General features: G+C 38.5%; 17 protein-coding genes. 14 read left to right on the top strand and 3 right to left on the bottom strand.

Annotated features, from left to right (window positions below; genetic code table 11):
• Nucleotides 1-26 precede the first annotated feature (26 nt).
• The 3 genes from argS to QT16_RS01700 all read left to right on the top strand — a co-directional run bounded on the left by argS (nt 27) and on the right by QT16_RS01700 (nt 3,659).
• The gene (gene argS / locus QT16_RS01710) at nt 27-1,769 is read left to right on the top strand and encodes an arginine--tRNA ligase (RefSeq protein ID WP_039484927.1); all 1,743 of its coding nucleotides are present in this window, start codon (nt 27-29) and stop codon (nt 1,767-1,769) included.
• Between the two features lie 462 nt (nt 1,770-2,231).
• Nucleotides 2,232-2,870, top strand: a complete 639-nt coding sequence (pdxH, locus tag QT16_RS01705) for a pyridoxamine 5'-phosphate oxidase (protein WP_002958774.1) — start codon at nt 2,232-2,234, stop codon at nt 2,868-2,870.
• 21 nt (nt 2,871-2,891) lie between these two features.
• Nucleotides 2,892-3,659 carry a TatD family hydrolase gene (locus tag QT16_RS01700; RefSeq protein WP_039484922.1) on the top strand — a complete coding sequence of 256 codons (768 nt, stop codon included), beginning with the start codon at nt 2,892-2,894 and terminating at the stop codon, nt 3,657-3,659.
• On the opposite strand, the gene QT16_RS01695 is transcribed toward QT16_RS01700, so the two are convergent.
• Entirely contained in the window at nt 3,626-4,246 is a 621-nt protein-coding gene (locus QT16_RS01695; protein ID WP_002958772.1) for an AhpA/YtjB family protein, read from the bottom strand. The genes QT16_RS01700 and QT16_RS01695 overlap by 34 nt on opposite strands.
• Nucleotides 4,247-4,398: 152 nt before the next feature.
• Here QT16_RS01695 and serB point away from each other — a divergent pair, with 152 nt between their 5' ends.
• Nucleotides 4,399-5,427 carry a phosphoserine phosphatase SerB gene (gene serB / locus QT16_RS01690; protein WP_039484918.1) on the top strand — a complete coding sequence of 343 codons (1,029 nt, stop codon included), beginning with the start codon at nt 4,399-4,401 and terminating at the stop codon, nt 5,425-5,427.
• Nucleotides 5,428-5,447: 20 nt separating this feature from the next.
• Here the strand turns inward: serB and QT16_RS01685 are convergent, their stop codons facing one another.
• A complete protein-coding gene (locus tag QT16_RS01685) occupies nt 5,448-7,925 on the bottom strand; it encodes a PilZ domain-containing protein (RefSeq protein WP_039484914.1) in 2,478 nt (825 codons plus the stop codon).
• 364 nt (nt 7,926-8,289) lie between these two features.
• On the opposite strand from QT16_RS01685, the gene radA reads away from it, so the two are divergent.
• Together radA and QT16_RS01675 are read left to right on the top strand one after the other, a co-directional pair.
• Nucleotides 8,290-9,675 (top strand): DNA repair protein RadA, encoded by a 1,386-nt coding sequence (gene radA, locus QT16_RS01680; protein ID WP_039484910.1) that lies wholly within the window; start codon nt 8,290-8,292, stop codon nt 9,673-9,675.
• 75 nt (nt 9,676-9,750) lie between these two features.
• On the top strand, nt 9,751-10,683 hold the full coding sequence (locus QT16_RS01675; RefSeq protein ID WP_039484907.1) for an aq_1923 C-terminal domain: 933 nt from the start codon (nt 9,751-9,753) through the stop codon (nt 10,681-10,683).
• A gap of 53 nt (nt 10,684-10,736) precedes the next feature.
• Here QT16_RS01675 and argE read toward each other — a convergent pair whose 3' ends face one another.
• Nucleotides 10,737-11,885 (bottom strand): acetylornithine deacetylase, encoded by a 1,149-nt coding sequence (argE, locus tag QT16_RS01670; RefSeq protein WP_039484904.1) that lies wholly within the window; start codon nt 11,883-11,885, stop codon nt 10,737-10,739.
• Between the two features lie 224 nt (nt 11,886-12,109).
• Between argE and argC the strand changes: the two genes are divergently transcribed.
• From argC to QT16_RS01615, 8 genes are all read left to right on the top strand, one after another.
• Nucleotides 12,110-13,120: an N-acetyl-gamma-glutamyl-phosphate reductase gene (gene argC, locus QT16_RS01665; RefSeq protein ID WP_002958766.1), complete on the top strand. Its 1,011-nt coding sequence runs from the start codon at nt 12,110-12,112 to the stop codon at nt 13,118-13,120.
• On the top strand, nt 13,121-13,888 hold the full coding sequence (gene argB / locus QT16_RS01660; RefSeq protein WP_039484900.1) for an acetylglutamate kinase: 768 nt from the start codon (nt 13,121-13,123) through the stop codon (nt 13,886-13,888).
• 7 nt (nt 13,889-13,895) lie between these two features.
• Complete coding sequence (locus QT16_RS01655) at nt 13,896-14,828, top strand: ornithine carbamoyltransferase (RefSeq protein WP_002958764.1); 933 nt, start codon at nt 13,896-13,898, stop codon at nt 14,826-14,828.
• Nucleotides 14,825-16,027: an argininosuccinate synthase gene (locus QT16_RS01650; protein WP_007377844.1), complete on the top strand. Its 1,203-nt coding sequence runs from the start codon at nt 14,825-14,827 to the stop codon at nt 16,025-16,027. The genes QT16_RS01655 and QT16_RS01650 overlap by 4 nt, the downstream gene beginning before the upstream one ends.
• Before the next feature lie 51 nt (nt 16,028-16,078).
• Nucleotides 16,079-17,944 carry an argininosuccinate lyase gene (argH, locus tag QT16_RS01645; RefSeq protein WP_039484892.1) on the top strand — a complete coding sequence of 622 codons (1,866 nt, stop codon included), beginning with the start codon at nt 16,079-16,081 and terminating at the stop codon, nt 17,942-17,944.
• Between the two features lie 259 nt (nt 17,945-18,203).
• Nucleotides 18,204-18,404: a hypothetical protein gene (locus QT16_RS01640; RefSeq protein ID WP_039484887.1), complete on the top strand. Its 201-nt coding sequence runs from the start codon at nt 18,204-18,206 to the stop codon at nt 18,402-18,404.
• A gap of 1,004 nt (nt 18,405-19,408) precedes the next feature.
• Nucleotides 19,409-19,921 carry a hypothetical protein gene (locus tag QT16_RS20960; RefSeq protein WP_039484876.1) on the top strand — a complete coding sequence of 171 codons (513 nt, stop codon included), beginning with the start codon at nt 19,409-19,411 and terminating at the stop codon, nt 19,919-19,921.
• Nucleotides 19,922-20,424: 503 nt separating this feature from the next.
• On the top strand, nt 20,425-20,952 hold the full coding sequence (locus QT16_RS01615) for a hypothetical protein (protein ID WP_039484873.1): 528 nt from the start codon (nt 20,425-20,427) through the stop codon (nt 20,950-20,952).

Here is a 20,952-nt window from a genome sequence, read left to right as displayed (position 1 = left end):
TGGCGGGTTTATAAAGGTAAAAAAATATGAATATTCGTACTATTTTAATTGAAAAAGCCATTGCAGCTATGGTCGGTGCAGGCTTACCTGAAGACACAAACCCGGCAGTAACGCAAAGCACGCGTCCACAATTTGGTGATTACCAAATTAATGCAGCCATGGGCGCAGCTAAAAAAATGAAAAGCAACCCGCGTGAGCTTGCACAAAAAATTATTGATAACCTTGATGTAAGCGATATTGCACAAAAGACTGAAATTGCGGGTCCTGGTTTTATTAATATCCATTTAAAGCCTGAGTTTTTAGCGCAAAGCGTTAAAGCGGCTAACAATGATGCAAAACTAGCTGTAAACGAGCACGCTAAGCCACAAAAAGTTGTTGTTGATTATTCATCACCAAACCTAGCTAAAGAAATGCACGTAGGTCATTTACGTTCAACTATTATTGGTGACTCAATTGTACGTGCGCTTGAATTTAGAGGCGATATGGTTGTGCGTCAAAATCACATGGGTGATTGGGGGACGCAATTTGGTATGTTAATCGCGCATTTAGAAGATCAAATTAGTCAAGGCGTTGACTTAGATACTGTTGCGCTTGCTGATTTAGAAACTTTTTACCGCGACGCTAAAAAACGCTTTGACGACGAAGAAGGCTTTGCAGATAAAGCACGTGACTACGTTGTTAAATTACAAGGCGGCGATGCGCATTGTGAAAAACTTTGGAAACTATTTATAGCCACCTCAGTTAAACACTCTGAAGAAGTATACAAGCGTTTGAATGTAACGCTTACTCAAGCCGATATTATGGCTGAAAGCGCATACAATGCAGAGCTTAACGATATTATTAGCCTACTTAAAGATAAAAACATTGCCGTGGAGTCGCAAGGCGCGCAAGTGGTGTTTTTAGATGAGCTAGCTAATAAAGATGGCGAGCCATCAGCGTTTATCGTACAAAAATCTGGCGGTGGTTTTTTATATGCAACAACAGACTTAGCGGCATGTGACTATCGTTCAAACAAATTAGGTGCTGATCGCATCTTAATTTTTGTAGATGCACGTCAAAATCTACACTTTAACCAAGTAGAGCTAACAGCGCGTAAAGCTGGTTTATTAAGAGACGAAACAAGTTACGAGTTTTGCCCGTTTGGCACCATGATGGGCGCCGATAATAAACCATTTAAAACACGTACTGGCGGCACAGTAAAACTTGCTGATTTATTAGAAGAATCAATTAACCGCGCAGCAGCAAAATTAGCTGAACGTGAGTCTGATTTAAGTGATAGCGATCGCAGCGAAATTGCACGTAAAGTAGGTATTGGCGCAGTTAAATATGCCGACCTTTCTAAGCACCGTACCAGTGATTACATTTTTAACTGGGACAGCATGCTAAGTTTTGAAGGCGCAACAGCTCCTTACTTACAATATGCTTATACACGTGTACGCAGTATTTTCCGCAAATCAGGCGTTGATGCTGCTACATTAAATTCAGACGTTGCAATTGTTGAGCCTCAAGAAAAAGCACTTGCACTTAAGCTACTACAGCTCGAAGAAGTACTTGATTTAATGATCAGCGAAGCAACACCGCACGTACTATGTGGTTACTTATACGAGCTTGCAAGCTTATACATGACATTTTACGAAGCTTGCCCAGTACTTAAAGAAGGCGTAGAGCCAAGCGTGCGCGATAGCCGTTTAGTGTTGTGTAATTTGGTTTCTAAAACACTAGAAACGGGATTGGATTTGCTAGGCATTGAAGTTATGGAGCAAATGTAATCACCGTCGTATTTTAACCTAATACTGCGTTATCCACCCCGACTTACCCTAATCACATACAAACCGTATGCTCATAGGGATAAGTCGGGTTGGATGCCTTGTCTTAGGCTAAACTACTTAGGTGAACCGTCTGCTGCGTGTAGTTCGCTTTAGCTGCGTTGGTAAAACTATTTAGCCTAAGTCACATACAAACCGTATGCTACTTGGCATAAATAGTTTTACCGCCTTGCTAGCACTCCTACACTTGCAGAGATGTGTAGTTTGCGTTGTAGGTTGGGTTGAGTGAAACGAAACCCAACGATACACCTGAGACTCTATGTTTACTGCTATCGAATACACTCGAGACTCGGTGTTATTACTATCGCATATACCTGAATCTTAATATTTGTTATTACTCAATATCTATTGTTTTAAGCGCGCTACTCTAAGCTCTTTTCTAAGTCTTTATTTAAAGGATTTGTTATGAAACTCGAAGATATCCGCCGTGAATACCTGCAAGACGCGTTAAGCGAAGATAACTTGCAAGATGACCCATTCAAGCAGTTTGAAACATGGCTTGAGCATGCTGTAGCAAGCCAATTACCCGACCCAACAGCGATGGTTGTAGCAACTGTTGATGAAACCGGTCAGCCTTCACAGCGTATAGTGCTTTTAAAGCATCTGGATGATAACGGCTTTGTATTTTTTACCAATACAGGTTCGCGTAAAGCGCAGGAGCTTAAAGGCAATAACAAAATTTCCTTGCACTTTCCGTGGCATCACATGGAACGCCAAGTTATTGTTTATGGCGAGGCTAAACCATTACCAACTTCTGCTGTGGCAAAGTACTTTTTATCTCGTCCTAAAGAAAGCCAATTAGCAGCGTGGGCATCAGCGCAAAGTCGTCCGGTGTCATCACGTAAAGTACTAATGGAAACCTTTGCTAATATGAAAAATAAGTTTGCTAAAGGTGAAATTCCATTACCTGATTTTTGGGGCGGTTATTGTGTAGTGCCCACTAAAATTGAGTTTTGGCAAGGTGGGGCGCATCGTTTACATGATCGTTTTATGTATCAACGCCAAGCAGATAATAGCTGGCAAATTACACGCTTAAATCCTTAATAAATAGATGAGTAAGTAACCGTGCAATTTATTGACTCTCATTGCCACCTCGATTTTAGTGAGTTTGATTCAAGTCGTGAATCGCTCATAGGCGAGTGCGTCGCAAAGGGAGTTAATCAGTTTGTTGTACCGGGTATTACGCTTGCTCAATCGCATACTCTTATAGAGCTCAAAGCAACCTATCCAAGTATAAAAATAGCGGCAGGGCTACATCCTTACTTCTTAGAGCAACATAAAGAATCGCACATAGAAGCGTTATTTGACTTTGCAACTACAAATAAGCATCAGCTGGTGGCTATTGGTGAGTGTGGGCTTGATAGAAGCATTGAAAACCTCTCTAAACAAACTTATTTATTTGAACAGCAAATAAAGCTTTCTAATGAGCTAAGCTTACCGCTCATTGTACATCACAGGCAAAGCCATGATTTAATTGCGCAAGCGTTTAAACGTTGTAAGCCAAAAAATGGGGGAGTGATTCATGCATTTTCAGGTTCAATCCAACAAGCGAAGTACTATATCAAACAGGGCTTTAAGCTTGGCGTAGGCGGTGTTATTACCTATGAACGTGCAACTAAAACCCGTGCTGTTATTGCCGCTATTGAGCCCGAGTACTTAGTGCTTGAAACAGATTCACCTTCAATGCCGTTAAGTGGCTACCAAGGGGAGGTTAACACGCCATTACATATACCTAATGTGTTTGACGCACTATGTGATTTAAAGCCACACAGCGAAAAAGAGACGCTTGCAAAGCAGCTTTATGATTCTTGTTCAGATGTTTTTTGCATATAGCGGTTTACCTGCCAACGTTTTAACCCTCGGCCTAACTGCCACGTAAATATACAAGCAATCACTAGCATTAGTAAAACCTGCCTGCCTAAGTCATGAAAATGATTATGGCTGTCGGATATTGCAGCGCGAGTTAAATAAGTAATAGATACAAAACCTATAGGGCGGTCATCATCGCTTATAACAGGTTCCATAAAAGGTGTTTTTAACTTACTTATTCCGGGGGTAGAATCAGAAAGTTGACCATAAACATGATGCGACTGCCAATTGTCGCTACTGGCTAATAAAATACCCTGTTGATCGTAAATAGTGGCCGAAAGCACGAACTCATCTTTACTTATATCGTTACAAATTGCATTGAGCTGGGGTTTGTTTTTTTCGATTAAAGGTGTTTTAACATTTAAAGCCATAAACTGAGTGAGGCTTTTTGCGGTGCTGTCGGCGCTATCGTAAAGTAACTGGTGACTCTGAAAACTACTATTAACACCCACCCAGCTTAGTAATACAAAACAGCCAGCCGCAAGAATTAAGCGAACGAGTCGCTTTCTTTGGGATGCGCTTATAGGGTTTTTAATATGGTTATTTTTCATAGTCACCGTTTATGCTACTGACAGCATTTTGATTTGATGTTACAACTACACTAACTATAACCTTAAACCCCACCTGATGGCGAATTTAGTGTTGAGAATAGCAGTTTTGAGATGCCAACTATCAGGAAAATAAAAATAAACACGGAGATCCCATGTCGCAAATCAACATGGCACAGCAAGCTGCTGAGCAACCATTACAACACTTAACTCTAAATAAATGGTTTAGCTATAGTGGTGGTGTATCTACACCTCTCGATTATATTCCAAACAAAGCATTAGGGTTATTTAGCATCGCATTTGCAGGTGATTTTGAAGAAAAACACATTGCCAGTATTGTTGACTTTTTAGCGACACATAACCAAAACGTCACCGCTATATGCCAATACCAACCTGATTTAGGGCTTGCACCAGCACTGTGTTTTTACGCGCAAAATGCAGATAAAACTATAAACCCGTTAGTACTACAAGAATTTTCAAACACGCTTGATTGTCAATTAGTGCAAGTTACTACGCCGCCTAATTTATATGAGCCTGGTTTATTGGTTATGGATATGGATTCAACTGCAATAACTATTGAGTGCATAGACGAAATAGCACGCCTTGCGAACGTATACGATGAAGTTGCCTCTGTAACTGCACTTGCAATGGCGGGTAAACTTGATTTTAGTGAGAGTTTATATCAGCGTGTAGCCAAGCTTGAAGGTATTGAAAAAAGCTTAATTGAAGAACTGAAAAGTACATTACCATTAATGCCTGGTATTAAAATACTGTGCCAAATTTTAAAGCAACATAACTGGTATTTGGCGATTGCCTCAGGTGGTTTTGTGCCTTTTGCAGAGCGTGTACAAGAGCTGATTAATTTAGATGAAGTGCACGCTAATGTGCTCGAATTTAAAGACGACAAGCTAACAGGTAAAGTACTGGGTACGATTGTCGATGCGCAGCAAAAAGCGGTCGTATTAGAGGTGCTTCAGCAAAAGCTAGGGCTTAAAAAAGCACAAACTGTAGCTATTGGAGATGGCGCAAATGATTTAGTGATGATGGCAAAAGCAGGCCTAGGTGTGGCCGTGCATGGTAAGCCTAAAGTGGTTGAGCAAGCACAAGCGGCTATTTGTGAAGGGTCATTATTGCAATTGTTGTATATGTTGGCTATTCCGTTAGAAAAACAACCAACACTTTAAAATAAATTAAGTTAAACCGCTTAACGTAAGCGGTTTAACCAAATTAGCTTACGGCGGCTCATTTGTGCAACTTGCTCTTTTTTAAGTTCTAAATGGCTTAGCGCTTCTTCAGTTATATCTACTACATCACCCACACCAGCTACGGCCCATAAGGCTTCTTCTAAATCTTTAGCTTTGTGCATTGCGTACTGACTTACGTATTTTAGCTCATTAGAAAGATAATCAGTATCGGGGCGACCTGTGCGCGATATATACAAACGCATTACGAATATAAGTTGCGATGTAATGCCTTTACTAATTTGTTTATAAAAGCTTGAGTAGTCTTCACCTAAAGCGCATTGGCTAACAATAGCCTCTTCAATACTGCCTTTTCGAGGGTCGAAGTTAATAGCAAGTGTAAAAGCAAGTGGTGCATCTTGGCGGCTGCGATCTTTGATATTTGGTGTTATTACATTAATAATTTGCTCTTCAGTCAGAATGCTCGAAAAGTCAGTTTTGTTACTTAATAAACCAAAGTTTTGCAAAATTACGTGAATAGGGCTGGCGTATAACCCATATCCAATTGCGCCGGTTTTAAAGTGTGCAGCTTCTTTGTGTAAATATAGCGGAAATTGGCAAACGCTTTTTGTAACCATATTTCTAAGTGCGGTAGATAAGCCTTCTACTTTAGGTGCTTCTTCAGATACTTTAAGTTTGTCTTTATTACCTTCTATTAGCTGAGTGAAAAAGGTCACGCCAGCATGGGGTAAATCAGCAATACGATTTGCTTTTAGGTTAATAGTAGTAAATGACTTACTGATGGCCATTACTTCGTACTTTAGTTCACTAAGCTTATGCTTTTTAGTTATTTTTTGAAGTTCAGGGAATGCTAAAAGTACTATATCGCCTTTTTTAAATGTGGCAGGTTGTTCGCACTCTAACTGCAAACCCATTACCGAAAAGTCACGTGTATAGCCATTAAATACCTCATCATTAATAGTAACACTAACTGGTGTTTTATAAAGATAGCGCTTATGCGAGCGTAAATTTACGTATTCAAGTGGCACAATATCTAAGTAGGGTGGTGTTTTGTGTTTTGCGTGGCCAAAGTGCTTAAGCTGATTTACTAATGCTTTATCAAAAGTAAGTTGTTTATAATTTGCTTGTTCAGCTTTATTGCCAATATTTGTAAGTACAACAATATACTTAACATCTTTTATAAGGCCTTTTACACGAGGTGAAGGTGGCTTATTTAATTTTTCTATATTTTCACCGGCACTATTGGGTAGTGAAAGCGGTATAAAAGAATCATCTGGATGACTTGGCATTATTTGTATTTTAAAGCACTGCCAGCTCTCTTTTTGGCTACCAAAACCTAAAAATAGATCACGTAATTTAGGGTTGTTATTTAACTCTGTACGCGTCGCTGAGTAGTAATAAATTTTACCTGATGATATATGTGTAAATGTATAGAGGTAATCTTCTTTTACTGCGGTAATTTGAGTTAGTAATTGTGTAATACGCTGATGATTAAGAATATTGTACAAGCACGGTACTTTTTTTTCATCGGTAAAGTAGCGCTGAATAAAAATATTATTTTCAGTGGTAAGGCTGAGGCTTGGGTAATATTGCTCCTTTTTTTTACTTAAAAACACATATAATGACGTTACGCGAGGAATGTAGTACTGCTCATACCCCTTTGATACTACAGCATCGAGCGTATTATCTAGATTTACTTTATAACGACGCTTATTACCATGAATAAAACTTTCTAAAAAGTCATTAAAGGCATCGTTGTTTTCTATATAAGTGCGCTTTAAGCGGATGTGATTAAATTCACGAGAGATATTTTCTACTGCAACAACTTCGTATTGAATACCGTTTTTTAGGCCAAGTTCAAAGTCTTGCTCAAGGCCTACTAAGCGCATTGCGATGAGTTCGCCTTTTTTTATAGAGTAGCGCGTTGCAAGCTTAACTTTACAACCGCTTAAAGATATATCTGAGGTGCTAGCAGCAATGTTCTTTTTATCTTTGTAATCAATCGTTACTTTTATTGAGTAATTCATCCGTTCTTCACGGCGGCTCTCGTAAGAGGCAAACTTAATTACTTCAGTGTTTAAGTTATTTTCTAGCTCTTGTAACTCTGATTTTTCGGCTGCTTGTTTTTGTAATACGCGGTGGTTATTTTCTGTATTCATTACGGCTTCGTAAACAGCTAAGGTGTATTCACCATGTTGTTTAAGCGCTTTTTCAAACACTTCAATGGCTGTGTCATCCATAAAGTGTTGCTTGCCGTTATGCTCATATGGTTTTACTTGGCCTGTCACTAATCCACGAAGATCAACAAAACGTGCCACTGGCTGAGATAAACGCGACATTTCCATTTTCATTAAAAATTGCTCAGGTTTGGTTAACCCTGCGGTTTTTGATTTGAAAATTAGATCAAATTTAGCGTTGCCTAAATATGTTTTTAACTCATTCACGAGGTCTTCGTGTTTGAGCATTATGTCATCAGCCATTTATAAAACCATCACCGTCTAATTGAAAAAGTAGGTATACTGTTAAGTCCATTTATTAGAAGTTCAATAAACGTTAAATCGCTCTATGTTATTAATATAGGTACAATTATTTGAGTTACTACTGTTTAGCTCTTGTTATGTATGTGTTATTTGCCATTTTATTGGCAAGTTACTTTAAACTATTACAAAGCAAAAAGTATGCCCTAAATTATAGCTAAAAAGAAACACCATGTGTATTTATTGATTGTGACGCTAGATTTTTAAGCAGGCAAGAGTTTGTTGCTAAGTAAATGCCTGAAATGGCAAAATAAGCGCTTAATAGTAAGAATTTTTTTAATTTAAAGAATAGTAGGTAAAGTTATCAATGGCTAAAGCGGCAAAAGTAGAATTTGTTTGTACCGAATGTGGCATGAACTATCAACGTTGGCAGGGTCAATGTCGCTGCGGTGCGTGGAACACATTAGCGGAATTTAAGCCTTCAGCAGGGCACAGTAAAAAAGCATCAATACGAGCAAACGTTGGTGGTTATGCTGGTGGTGTTGGTGGTGGCTCTAAAAAAATCAATGATATTGCTACATCAGAGGCTGAAAAGCAGCTAACTGAAATCGGCGAGCTTGATCGCGTACTAAGCGGCGGGGTGACTACTGGCTCTGTTAATATAATTTCGGGCGATCCGGGGGCGGGTAAGACAACTTTGCTATCTGACTTAGTGGCGAGAATGTCACAACGGATGCCGTCACTTTACTGTACGGCAGAAGAATCTTTATCGCAGTTTAAAAACAGGGTAAAACGTTTAAAGTTAAACTATAACCCGGACGAGCTTTATTTACTTTCAGAAACGAGCGTTGAAACCATCATCGAAGAGCTCGAGAAAAATAAAATTAAGTTTGCTGTTATTGACTCTATTCAAGCTGTTGTAACCGATACGGCAAATGGTAGCCCAGGTTCGCCTTCGCAAGTAAAAAGCGCCGCCCAAGCATTAACTCAGTACTGTAAGCAAAATGATGTAACCATGTTCATTATTGCTCACGTAAATAAAAATAACGAAATAGCAGGCCCTCAAACACTTGTACATATTGTTGATGCGCTTTTACACATAGATACCAACGATGGGCAAATACGAACCCTTAGGGCAAATAAAAACCGCTTTGGTGATATTGATACTGTTGGCATTTTTAAAATGTGTGAACGTGGGATGTTAAGCGTTGATAATCCAAGTGAAATATTTTTATCGGGTTCAACCACTGACTCACCTGGCTCTACTATTACCTGTATTCGTAAAGGGAATCGTAATTTATTGCTTGAGATTCAATGTTTAACTACCGAAACAGAAGCTGAATTTCCGCAGCGTGTTTGTGTTGGTTTAAATATGAATCGTATAAAAATGCTGACCGGTATATTACGTAAGCATACTAAAACTAAAATATTTCACGATACGTTTTTTAATATTGTGGGTGGTTTAAGAATTGATGAGACAGAAACCTGCATCGATTTAGCATTAGTAACCGCGTTACTTAGCAGTTTAAACGAATTTGTTGTACCTCGTACCACGTGTATTATGGGAGAACTTAGCTTAAACGGCGATGTACGCCCAATAGACAGTGGTGTACCGCGTGTTAAAGAGGCTGCACAACATGGTTTTACAGAAATATATATTCCATTTCGTAATTACCATAAATCGATGGAAGGGCTAGGCGCTAAAATTACCCCTGTAAAAACCGTACATGAGTTACTTAGTTTGATTAATTAACACTTATCGGTGATGTTCTTCAGTGTTACTCTTAAGTTGAGACACTTTATAGAAAGAATTAAATAAGGAAATGACATGAAAAAATTAGTTATAGTTGCAGCTCTTGTGGCCGCAGGCGTGGGTGGTGTTAGTTACGCAAACTACGTAGCAACTCAAGAAGTGCGTGCAGAAGTAGATAAGCAACTTGCTTTAGTAAGCGAGCAAACTGGCGCTACATTTAAATACGCTGGTTTATCGGCAAGTGTTATTTCAAAGAGTGTAGAAATAACAAATATGGAAGTAATAAGCCCTGAAGGTGACAATGTTGCTAATATTCAAAGCATTGAAATAACTGGCTACGAGTCGGATAAAATATCACCACATACATCATTTGATGTAAAAAGCTTTCAGTTTGATAAAAGCTTCGTATCAAAATTACCAGCTGATACAAACGAAATGTTAGCGTCGGCAAGTTACGACTTACATTCATCACTTGATTACGATGAAGAGTCTGGCAATAGTGATGTAGTAGTTAAGCTTGATGCAAAAGACATTGTTAGTTTTAATATGGATATGGGTTTAGCTAATTCAAAAGCGTTAATGGATGCTTCATTGGCTATTAGCAAGGCGCAACAAGAAGCGGGTGATCAACCGCTGACGTATGAGCAAGAATTACAGCAGCAAACACTTGTTATGCAAGCAATGAGTAAATTAGAGCCACGTAATGTTAGCTTTGCCTTAAATAACCAGGGTAAATTAAAAGATTTACTCTCAAGCGAGCTTGAAAAGCAAGGTATGACGCTTGAGCAAATGGAAATGACGCTAGAGCAACAGTTACAACAAGCTCCTGTAACTGAAGATATTGCAGAGGCTTTAACTAGCTTTGCGAAAGGTTTAAATTCATTCAGTGTGTCTGCAAAGCTACCTGAAGGTAAAACTATGATGGAAATTAACCAACAAGTTATGATGCTAGTAGGGCAACCTGAAGAACTAGTTAAGTTTATTAACTTAGAAGTTAAAGGTGATTAGGCCTTAGTTCTGTATTAATAAAGGCGCCAATTGGCGCCTTTATTGTAATCTTATTAGTTAAAGCAATTTGCTTTTATAAGATCAGTGATTATTTGTTGTGATGGTTTTATTTTTTCCATCGCTAAAAATTCATCAGGCTGGTGTGCTTGGTTAATTGAGCCTGGGCCCATTACAATCGTTTCACAACCGAGTTGCTGGATAAACGGCGCTTCAGTGCAGTAATTTACCGCGACCGCTTTTTGCCCCGCTATTTTTTCAGCCATTTTTACTAAAGCACTGTCGGTGCTACCACTAAATGCCGGTATTGGTTCATGTAAATCAATAACGCTCACCGCATTTGGGTATTGCTGATTTATCTCTTTCGTTGCATCGAGTACTAATGCTTGTAGTTCTTGTACACTTAAACCTGGTAATGGGCGCATATCTATATGCATTTCACAGCAACCACAAATTCTATTCGCGTTATCGCCGCCATGAATATTACCTAAGTTTAATGTTGGATAAGGGATTTCGAAGTGGTTTATTGAATACTTATGCTTTAATTGTTCTTTTAAGATCATCAATTTTGTAATCACTTTATGCATTACTTCAATGGCGTTAAGACCACGTTCGGGATCGGAGCTATGCCCAGAGCGACCAACTACTCTTATTGCTGTACTCATATGGCCTTTGTGCATAAATACTGGGGTCATATCAGTAGGTTCGCCTATTATACAACGCGCAGGTTTTAAATTCGGGTGCTTACATATTTGTTGTGCACCAGCCATCGTTGTTTCTTCGTCGGCGGTGGCAAGGATTAAAATAGGCTGAGTTTGCTGCTTTTCATCAAGTTCACTAATCGCTTGTAATACAAAAGCAAAAAAGCCTTTCATATCAATACTTCCTAGCCCATACAATTTGTTATCGAGTTCGGTAAGTTTAAATGGATTATGATTCCAACGACTGTCATCAAAAGGCACTGTGTCGGTATGACCAGCTAGCATTAATCCGCCATCACCTTCTCCGCGTTTTGCTAATAAATTATAGCGCCCTTTACCTCCTTCTAATTCTATAATTTCACACGTAAAACCGATTGTTTCGCACCAACTGGCTAGGAGTTCAATTACGTTTTTATTGCTCATACACAGGTTGTCTTCAATAGCACTAATAGAAGGGGCTGCAATCAATTGTTGGTACATGGAAATAAACGAAGGCAAAGGCATAAAAAAATCCAAAATTATTATTCAATTTAATTGCATAACAATATAAAAGTATTTATGATGAATATCAATTCACTTTTTAAGCATAAATATATTAAAAGTAACGCCATGAAAATAATGCGACGATAATCAAAATTCATTAATAAAAAAGACTTAATTAGCGTCTAAGCTAGTTTAAGCGAACATTATAGATAAGTAGTAATTAATTTTAAGATAACGAGTAACAAATGAATGTAGTGATTATTGGCGCAAGCGGATACAGCGGCGCAGAGTTAGCAAGTTTAGTTGCTAAGCATCCAAACTTAACTTTAACAGGCTGTTATGTATCAGAGGGTAGCTTAGATAAAAATAAATTGCTAAGTGATTTATACCCAGAGCACCTTGGCTTACTAGACTGCCCTTTACTTCCTCTTAGCGTATCAGCTTTTGATGACATTCAAAGTGATGCTGATTACGTATGCTTATGTACCGATCACAAGGTAAGTGTTGATTTAGCGCCGCAATTTTTAGCTATGGGTAAAAAGGTATTTGATTTATCTGGTGGCTATCGTTTAGCAAACAATGACGACTACGTTACTTACTATGGTTTTGAGCATCAACATCCAGAGCTTTTAAATGAAGCGGCTTACGGTCTAGCTGAGTGGAACCATGATGCTATCGCTAATGCAAAGCTAATTGCTGTTGCAGGTTGTTACCCAACAGCAGCGCTTAATGCGTTAAAACCGCTTAAGCAAGCAGGCTTATTGAGCAGCGAAAGTATTATTATTAATGCGGTTTCGGGCGTTACAGGCGCAGGGCGTAAAGCCAGTGTAGGAACACATTTTTGTGAAGTGTCGCTTGCACCTTATGGTTTGTTTAACCATCGCCACGGCCCTGAAATTGAACAACACCTTGGCCACAAAGTGTTATTTACACCGCACTTAGGTAATTTTCCGCGCGGTATTTTAGAAACTATTTATGTACAGCTTAAGCCAGGCGTTACCAAGGAAAACGTTGCATCGGCTTATCAAGTACTTTCGAGCGAGCCATTAATTCGTTTATTAGGCGATAAAGTACCTTCAATTAAAGGTGTAGCTAAGCAGCCATTTGTTGATATTGGTTGGCAGCAACAAGGCACGCAGTTAATTGTAATGTCTGCCATTGATAACTTATTAAAAGGCGCTGCTGGACAAGCTTTGCAGTGTATTAATATTTCTATGAATTTAGATCACACTACGGGCTTAAAAGGAGCGTTTTAAATGAGTAAAAAAACGTGGGTTATTAAACTCGGTGGTGCAGTACTTAATACAGAAAATGCAGCCAAAGCGTTATTTGACGTGCTAAGCGAGCAAAAAAATGATGAGTTTGTCATTGTTCATGGCGGTGGCGCTTTAGTTGATACATGGCTAAAGCAAGCGGGTTTTGCTAGTGCTAAACACCAAGGTTTACGTATTAGTCCAGCAGAGCAAATGCCTTATATAGTGGGTGCCCTTGCAGGTTGCGCTAATAAACAATTAATGACTCAAGCTATTAGTGCAGGGCACAAGCCTGTCGGCTTAAGCCTTTTTGAGGCAGGTGTTACTGCAACTCAAAAGCTAAAAGCGCTTTGCTTAGTGGGTAAATGTAAAAGCAACGACGATTCTATTGTTAATGATTTACTTAAAATCGGTCGCCTACCCATTGTTAGCTCTATAGGCTTTGATGAGCAAGGGCTTTGGTACAACGTAAATGCAGATGAAGCAGCAGCGGCTATTGCTAGTAACTTAAATGCTGAGCTTATTTTTATGACGGATGTTGAAGCAGTGCTTGACGAAAATAAACAGCCGTTACATCAACTTGACACAAAACACATTGATACTTTAATTACAAATGGAGTAATTGTGGGCGGGATGGAGGTCAAAGTTAAGACCAGCCTTCACGCTGCCCAACATTTACGACGCGGTGTGTATATTTCCAGCTGGCAAAAGCCAGAAAATTTAACTGCTCTGCTACAAGGCGAGCATGTCGGAACTAAGATTACACCATAGGTTTATTATGTTTGAGAATTTTTTAACGGGTTTAGAGTTAGACCAAGAAGGCGCACTTAATTTATTAAAGTTAGCGCAAGATATAAAAGCAAAACCAGAAAAATACAGCAATGTATTAGCGGGAAAATCAATCGTAACATTGTTTGAAAAACAAAGTTTACGTACTCGCTTATCGTTTGATATAGGTATTAACCGCCTTGGTGGCCATGCAGTTTATTTAGATCAGCAAAATGGCGCTATGGGTGCACGTGAATCAATTAAAGATTTCGCACTTAATATTTCTACTTGGGCTGATGGTATTGTTGCACGCGTAAATCAGCACAGCACATTAACTACATTAGGTGAATACGCATCAGTACCGGTAGTAAATAGTTTGTGTGATTTATACCACCCATGCCAAGCTCTTGCTGACTTTTTAACGCTTCAAGAAGTTCACGGCGATGTGAGCGAGCTTAAAGTGGCTTACTTAGGTGAGGGCAACAATGTAACTCATTCATTAATGCTTTTAGCGGCAACGCTTGGCACTGATTTTGTTGCTGTAACGCCGAAAGGCAGCTCGCCTGACTCGCAAATCCTTAAAAAGGCAGAGCAAATAGCGGCAATGAATGGCGCATCAGTGATGGTAAGTGACCGTGTTGAAGCGGCTGTTGGTGCAAACGTTGTATATGCAGATACATGGGTATCAATGGGTGATACAACACCGCTTGAGCAAGTTAAAGAAAAATATATGCCTTATCAATTAAATCAGGCATTGCTAGATCAAACAGGTGCAACTACGGTATTACATTGCCAACCGGCACACCGTGAATTTGAAATTACCTCTGAGGTAATGGATGGTCCAGCATCGAAAATTATTCAACAAGCAGAGAATCGCATGCACGCGCAAAATGCTTTGCTAGTTACATTACTAAATCCAAATTTTGTTAAGGAACACCTATGAGTTCAATTAAAAAAGTCGTTTTAGCCTATTCAGGTGGTCTTGATACATCGGCTATCGTGCCATGGTTAAAAGAAAACTACGGTTGTGAAGTTGTTGCGTTTGTAGCGGATGTAGGTCAAGGCGCAGAAGAACTTGAAGGCGTAGAAGCTAAAGCAATCGCTTCAGGTGCTTCAGAATGTTACGTAGTTGATTTAAAAGATGAAATGGTAAGTGATTACATTTATCCAACACTTAAAACGGGCTCGATTTACGAAGGTACTTATTTACTAGGTACGTCTATGGCGCGTCCTATTATTGCTAAAGCACAAGTTGAAATTGCACGTAAAGTAGGTGCTGATGCACTTTCTCATGGTTGTACTGGTAAAGGTAATGACCAAGTTCGTTTTGAATCATGTTTTGCAGCCCTTGCTCCAGATTTAAAAGTAATTGCGCCATGGCGTGAGTGGGACTTATCGAGTCGTGAATCATTACTTGATTACTTAGCAGAGCGTGACATTCCGTGTTCAGCATCTGCTACAAAAATTTATAGCCGTGATGCTAACGCTTGGCATATTTCGCACGAAGGTGGTGAGCTTGAAGATCCATGGTGCCAACCAACTGAGCAAGTATGGACTTGGACTAACTCTCCAGAGCAAGCACCTGATAAATCAGAACTAGTAACTTTAAAAGTTGTTGAAGGCGAAGTAGTTGCTGTAAATGGCGAAGAACTTAAACCATATGACTGTTTAGTTAAATTAAACGATATTGCATCGCCTCATGGCGTTGGACGTGTTGATATTGTAGAAAACCGTTTAGTTGGTATGAAGTCACGCGGTTGTTATGAAACACCAGGTGGCACAGTAATTATGGCTGCGCTTCAAGCCATTGACGAGCTAGTGCTTGATAAAGCAAGCCGTAAATGGAAAGAAGTACTAGGTGGTGAATTTTCACATTTAGTGTACGACGGACGTTGGTTTACACCACTTAAAGATTCTATTTTAGCCGGTGCAGAAGCACTTTCTAAAGTGGCAACAGGTGAAGTGGTACTTAAGCTATATAAAGGTCAAGTAACTGCGGTTCAAAAGCAATCACCAAATAGCTTATACAGCGAAGCATTTGCTACATTTGGTGAAGATGATGTGTATGACCAGTCACACGCTGAAGGCTTTATTCGTTTATTCTCGCTTTCAAGCAGAATTTCAGCATTGGCTAAAAAGTAAATTATTTATAGCCCCTTATAAAAGGGGCACTACAGGGTTTGGAGAGATTTCATGGCATTATGGGGCGGACGTTTTTCTACGGGTCCAGATGAGGCGTTTAAGCAATTTAACGACTCTCTTCCCTTTGACTACCAGTTAGCAGAGCAAGATATTATTGGCTCTGTGGCATGGGCAGGTGCACTTGAACAGGTAAATGTACTTTCAAGTGATGAGCATACAAAATTAGTTGCTGCATTAAATGAGCTACTTGAAGAAGTTAAAGCTGATCCACAATCAGTTGCTACTTCAGGTGCAGAAGATATTCATTCACACGTTGAAGCTGCTCTAATTGAAAAAGTAGGTGATTTAGCTAAAAAATTACATACAGGCCGAAGCCGTAATGACCAAGTTGCCACCGATTTTAGACTATGGTGCCGTGATACAGCCGATCATTTATTAGATGCCATTGCACAGCTAAAAGGCGAATTTGTAGCGCTTGCAGAACGAGAGCTTGGCACAATATTGCCAGGTTACACGCATTTACAGCGCGCACAACCAGTATTGTTTAGCCACTGGTGTATGGCGTATGTAGAAATGCTAGAGCGCGATGAAAGCCGCCTGCAAGATGCTAAAGCGCGCATGAATTTTTGCCCATTAGGCAGTGGTGCATTAGCAGGTACAGCTTATCCGATTGATCGCCAAGCATTAGCCCACGGATTAGGTTTTACAGCGGCTACAAAAAATAGCCTTGATGGCGTATCTGATCGTGACTTCGTGTTAGATCTTTTAAGTTGTGCGTCTATTTCGATGATTCACTTATCTCGTATGTCTGAAGATCTGATTTTTTATAATTCGGGTGAAGCCGGATTTATAGAGCTTGCTGATAACGTCACGTCAGGCTCATCGCTCATGCCTCAGAAAAAAAATCCTGATGCACTCGAGCTTATTCGCGGTAAAACCGGACGTGTATTTGGTGCATTTAGCGCTATGATGATGACATTAAAGGCACTGCCACTTGCATACAATAAAGATATGCAAGAAGACAAAGAAGGTCTGTTTGACGCTATGCCAACATGGCTTGCATGTATTCATATGGCGCAAGCATGTATTAAAGGCGTAAAAGTAAATGGCGATAAAACGTTAGCAGCGGCAAAAGGCGGCCACGCTAATGCCACCGAACTTGCAGATTACTTAGTTGCTAAAGGTGTGCCATTTAGAGAAGGGCATCACATTGTGGGTGTACTTGTACAGCTTGCGATTAGCGAAGGTAAAACGCTTGAGGAGCTATCACTTGAGCAGTACAAATCAGTAAACACTGTATTTGAAAACGATGTTTACCCAGTACTTGAAATTGATGCGTGTATAAAAGCGCGTCAAGCGCTTGGTGGGACGTCTATTGAGCAAGTAACTAATGCTGTTAAAGAAGCCAAAAAAAAACAGCAAATAACGGTACGTGATGCAAATTTAGATGATGTAGAGGCAATTGCCACACTTATACAGCATTGGGCAACGGTAGGCGAAAACCTACCTCGTGCAAAAAGCGATATGGTGCACTCTATTAACGAGTTTGCAGTTACTGAAATAAATGGAAAAGTGTCAGGTTGTGCATCGTTATACATTTACGATACCGGCCTTGCTGAAATACGCTCATTGGGTATAGACCCAAAAAGTAAAGTGACGGGGCAGGGTAGACAGCTTGTAGAGCACCTACTTGCTAAAGCCAAAAAATTGGCACTTAACCGAGTTATTGTATTGACCCGTGTACCCGATTTTTTTGAACAACAGCGTTTTACTTTTTGTAGCAAAGACTCTTTGCCTGAAAAAGTAATGAAAGATTGTGAACTTTGCCTTCGTAAAGAAAATTGTGACGAAGTAGCAATGGAATATATTTTGAAGCTAAGTACACGTGCGGAGATCCCGTGTAAATACGTAGCTTAAACTCCCTGGATACAAAAAACGTACGGTTATCCCTGTGCGTTTTTTTATATTTGCAGTAAACTGGTCGGAGTTGTTTGGTTGGGTTATATTTTTTGAGTGAATTTTAATGTGTCAAAAAAAGTTGGCACATTGGTTGCTATGTATTAGATAGGTAGCAAAATAGCTATCACTGCTTAAAACAGGTAATGCATTTATCTACATAATAATGTGGTTAAAAGTTGCACCAAATATAATTAAAACTTTTATAAGGATCAATCACATGCAAGTTTCAGCTAATAGCCAATTACAAATGCAAGCATACAACAAAACACAACAATTAAAGCCTGCAATGGAACAAACTGCTAGCCCTAAAACCCTACAATCTGATACAGTAAGCATCTCACAAGAAGCGATGACTGCTGCGAGTAATGAATTGCAGCGTGGTGGTGGTTCTATTCTTTCAGGCCAGAAACCTAAATAAATGTAAGGTATTGAATGTTTTTAACTGAGTTCTTTGGTCTTTTTTCATTATCAGCTTTTGTTATGTGGGCTTTTTTAATGGCCTTCTTTTTCAATATTTTTGTATATAGCCTAGGCGTTAAAAGAAAGACGACTTTATTACTCAGTTCATTCGTTATGATGGTATCTTATACTGCGACAGATTATTTTTATACTTGGCTTTCCTATTATCAAACAACCTATCTTGACTGGGCTTTACACGACATAGTCACAATCTCTTTTCTTACAACTCTATTTTTTGTGATAAAGAAAACGACTCCCTCTTTTTTGTACTTGTTAATCGGCCTTTTTATTAACACTACCTTTTTTATTTTGATGTACTTAGATGTTTATTTTTATGAGAACCTCGAACCTTGGTGGTTTTGGAGCCTCTATCAGTTCACTATAAATATTATCGATATATTAATGGTTGTATCATTAATAGTAGATAGAGACTTTTTAGGGCTTCATAAGTTAAAGAACAAAACCCTCAGTTACTTCAAGTCTAACGATACCAACAAAGTAACCTAGTTCAAATGTACGTTACTGAACCCCTCATGGTTTATGTAAAAGCCTTCACTCAGTGGGGTTTTTTAATGGCCTTCCTGTATTGTTTGACCTCTGCGATAAATAAAGAAAATAAGTCTCCTGTTTATTTATCTACGCTTATGCTCTGTTCATATGTTTTTAGTGGTTATATAGACTTATTAGAAAGTCTATATTTAAACTCGGCGCTCTACGATTTTATTACAATTTTAGCTTTGTTAATTTTAGAGTACTTTAAAGTACTTCACCGCTCTATAGCTTTTCACTTCATCATCTTTGCGTTAATAATAAATGCTGTACTCACCTTAATATTACATTACGATCTATACGTCTTATATAACTATGAGCCTTGGTGGTATTGGAGTGTTTACTCTATCGGTGTAAATATGTTCGATGTTTTAATGATTCTGTCACTAGTATTCAATAAGAATCTCAAAAATAATGGATAATATTCTAGTTAATCCAGCAATTTCTTTTTACATAGGTGTATTTGTACAGTGGGGCTTTTTAATGGCTTTTTTGTACTCACTAGTTGTAAGTATTAACACACCTAAAAAAGAAGCTGTATGGTTATCGTTGGTTATGTCAATTTCTTACTCCTCAAGCCTGTTTATAGATATACAACACATATCGTATCTTCAGCTCTTTTTGTTTGATATAACAACTATTTTCGCCATTATTATTTTAAGGTTGTTCATTATTAAAAATCTTATATCGATCTACTTGTTGTTAGGGTTGATTATAAACTCATCATTATTTCTTGGTATGTATATAGATGTGTCAGTTTTTAATAATTACGAACCTTGGTGGTTTTGGTTTTTTTATTCAATTGTTGTTAATTTAGCCGACTTTATGATGGTAGCTATATTTTTTATAAACAAAGATTTTTTAGGTTTGTATAAACTAAAAGGGTGGTTGCGAAATAATAAATTCATAAAGGGGCATGATGGCTGACATACTGTGGGATCTGGTAGCGATTAGAGATTATGTAGGTATTTTTATTACATGGTTCTTTGTAATTGCATTTCTTTATAATTTGTCAGCAAGCATAAACAGTCCCTATAAAAATACAATGTACCTTTCTGGTATTATGATGATTTCGTATACCTTAAGTACACTGTTCGATATGGTTATAGTGTCTCACTTAAACTATTTTTACTTCGATATTGTAACTCTAATCATTATTTTTACGTTTCGGTACTGCAGTCGTGGCCCAATTCCTAACGCATTTTATTACCTTGTTTTTGGTCTGAGTATTAACGCATCTTTATTTTTAGCTATGCATTACGATATAGAGATTTTAGGCACTCTATATTATTTGTGGTTTTGGAACGTTTATGTATTTGGTATGTACTTTACAGATTTGATAATGCCATTAGCGCTTATCTCTAACAAAGATTTTTTAGGTCTAGTTAAGCTTACTAAATTTTTAACTGAAAAATTTAAAAGGTCACGCAATGCATGATTTTTTATGGCAGCTGGTTGGTTTATACGACTATATAATTATTTTTATTACATGGTCTTTTGTGCTCGCTTTTTTATACAATTTGTCTGCAAGCATTAACAAGTATGACAAAAGCTGCACACAGCTTGCATTCATTATGATGGTATCTTACACCTCAAGTATTTTTATGGATCCCTTTAGCAACACACCTCATTTGACCCTTTTCATATTAGATATCGTAACTATATTTTTTCTGATTATATGGCGGATATACTTTAGTAAAAACCTCCCCGTAGCCTTTTATTATCTTTTAGTTGGACTTAGCTTTAACGCATTTGTTTTTTTTGGAATGCACTATGACAGTATTGTTTTAGGAAATTTAGACTACTGGTGGTTTTGGGCCTTATATGCAATAGGGCAAATAATTTCTGATTTAACGATGCTTTTAGTTCTCCTAATTAATAAAGATTTTTTAGGTTTGGTTGCATTAAAACGGTATTTACTTAATCGTAGAAAAAGCACTCATCAAAAGGTTGAATAG

Origin of the sequence: Pseudoalteromonas distincta (genome assembly GCF_000814675.1) — a bacterium.
GTDB classification, from domain to species: Bacteria; Pseudomonadota; Gammaproteobacteria; order Enterobacterales; family Alteromonadaceae; genus Pseudoalteromonas; species Pseudoalteromonas distincta.
The sequence above is the reverse complement of the archived record's forward strand: the minus strand, read 5'-3'. Positions and strand labels throughout refer to the sequence as shown.